The 2,328-nt window shown below is 47.4% G+C and carries 2 tRNA genes and 1 rRNA gene; all 3 read left to right on the top strand.

What is annotated here, in order from left to right:
- The first annotated feature begins 239 nt into the window (after positions 1–239).
- The 3 genes from JFC07_RS12935 to JFC07_RS12945 all read left to right on the top strand — a co-directional run bounded on the left by JFC07_RS12935 (position 240) and on the right by JFC07_RS12945 (position 2,016).
- A 16S ribosomal RNA gene (locus tag JFC07_RS12935) occupies positions 240–1,778 on the top strand.
- Between the two features lie 76 nt (positions 1,779–1,854).
- Positions 1,855–1,931 (top strand) — tRNA-Ile (locus JFC07_RS12940).
- Between the two features lie 9 nt (positions 1,932–1,940).
- Positions 1,941–2,016, top strand: a tRNA-Ala gene (locus tag JFC07_RS12945).
- The last annotated feature ends 312 nt before the right edge of the window (positions 2,017–2,328 follow it).

Here is a 2,328-nt window from a genome sequence, read left to right on the forward strand (position 1 = left end):
CTTGACACTATTTAAAAGCATAACTAAAGAACAACTTGTGTGGATTTTTGCTGATTCAGAATGCTAAAAAATAAAGTTGGTTTTACTCTCTTTTCGGGAGTCATTCTAACTATAAAAATTATCATTTAAGACAGCAAGAAAACTCAAAGTTAATTCATTATATGAAACATACGAGAGCGTAATTGCCAGATTAAATGAGCCAAGTTTCGGAGTCTCTTTAAAGGACTTCATGCAAGATTAAACTGAAGAGTTTGATCATGGCTCAGATTGAACGCTGGCGGCAGGCTTAACACATGCAAGTCGAGCGGTAACAGGAGAAGCTTGCTTCTCGCTGACGAGCGGCGGACGGGTGAGTAATACTTAGGAATCTACCTAGTAGTGGGGGATAGCTCGGGGAAACTCGAATTAATACCGCATACGACCTACGGGAGAAAGGGGGCAACTTGTTGCTCTCGCTATTAGATGAGCCTAAGTCGGATTAGCTAGATGGTGGGGTAAAGGCCTACCATGGCGACGATCTGTAGCTGGTCTGAGAGGATGATCAGCCACACCGGGACTGAGACACGGCCCGGACTCCTACGGGAGGCAGCAGTGGGGAATATTGGACAATGGGGGCAACCCTGATCCAGCCATGCCGCGTGTGTGAAGAAGGCCTTTTGGTTGTAAAGCACTTTAAGCAGTGAAGAAGACTCTATGGTTAATACCCATAGACGATGACATTAGCTGCAGAATAAGCACCGGCTAACTCTGTGCCAGCAGCCGCGGTAATACAGAGGGTGCAAGCGTTAATCGGAATTACTGGGCGTAAAGCGAGCGTAGGTGGCTTGATAAGTCAGATGTGAAAGCCCCGGGCTTAACCTGGGAACGGCATCTGATACTGTTAGGCTAGAGTAGGTGAGAGGAAGGTAGAATTCCAGGTGTAGCGGTGAAATGCGTAGAGATCTGGAGGAATACCGATGGCGAAGGCAGCCTTCTGGCATCATACTGACACTGAGGTTCGAAAGCGTGGGTAGCAAACAGGATTAGATACCCTGGTAGTCCACGCCGTAAACGATGTCTACTAGTCGTTGGGTCCCTTGAGGACTTAGTGACGCAGCTAACGCAATAAGTAGACCGCCTGGGGAGTACGGCCGCAAGGTTAAAACTCAAATGAATTGACGGGGGCCCGCACAAGCGGTGGAGCATGTGGTTTAATTCGATGCAACGCGAAGAACCTTACCTGGTCTTGACATATCTAGAATCCTGCAGAGATGCGGGAGTGCCTTCGGGAATTAGAATACAGGTGCTGCATGGCTGTCGTCAGCTCGTGTCGTGAGATGTTGGGTTAAGTCCCGCAACGAGCGCAACCCTTGTCCTTAGTTACCAGCGGTTTGGCCGGGAACTCTAAGGATACTGCCAGTGACAAACTGGAGGAAGGCGGGGACGACGTCAAGTCATCATGGCCCTTACGACCAGGGCTACACACGTGCTACAATGGTAGGTACAGAGGGCAGCTACACAGCGATGTGATGCGAATCTCAAAAAGCCTATCGTAGTCCAGATTGGAGTCTGCAACTCGACTCCATGAAGTAGGAATCGCTAGTAATCGCGGATCAGAATGCCGCGGTGAATACGTTCCCGGGCCTTGTACACACCGCCCGTCACACCATGGGAGTTGATTGCACCAGAAGTGGGTAGCCTAACCTTTTAGGATGGCGCTCACCACGGTGTGGTTGATGACTGGGGTGAAGTCGTAACAAGGTAGCCGTAGGGGAACCTGCGGCTGGATCACCTCCTTATAGACAGCATTCGGTCAGCAAGAATTCACAACAAGTTGTTCTTTAGTTTAAGCTTACGTTTATACAAGCGTAATTTGGGTCTGTAGCTCAGCTGGTTAGAGCACCGTGTTGATAACGCGGGGGTCAGTGGTTCAAGTCCACTTAGACCCACCATTTATATATGGGGCCATAGCTCAGTTGGTAGAGCGCCTGCCTTGCACGCAGGAGGTCAACGGTTCGACTCCGTTTGGCTCCACCACTATAAACGCAGTAAGCTTAAGATGCTAATAAATGAATAGGTATCAAACAGAAACAAGTGATTCCAATATAGCAATATATTATCTGATTACTTCTTTCTGTTTTATACGGAAACTTACTACTCGACGAGAGAGTAAGAACTATTTAAAAACATAGATATGAGTCTGGGTTAGAGTGGCGTGTTCACGCGACACTCTAACCTTAAGAAACTCTCTTTTAACGACATTGTTTGTTATCCCAAAGAGGGTTTCTTAAAAAAGTAAAGAGAACTGAATCAAGCGTAAACATAGGTGATATCGTTATCATAATTAGA

The sequence above is a fragment of the Psychrobacter faecalis genome (assembly GCF_016107575.1).
Taxonomy (GTDB): domain Bacteria; phylum Pseudomonadota; class Gammaproteobacteria; order Pseudomonadales; family Moraxellaceae; genus Psychrobacter; species Psychrobacter faecalis.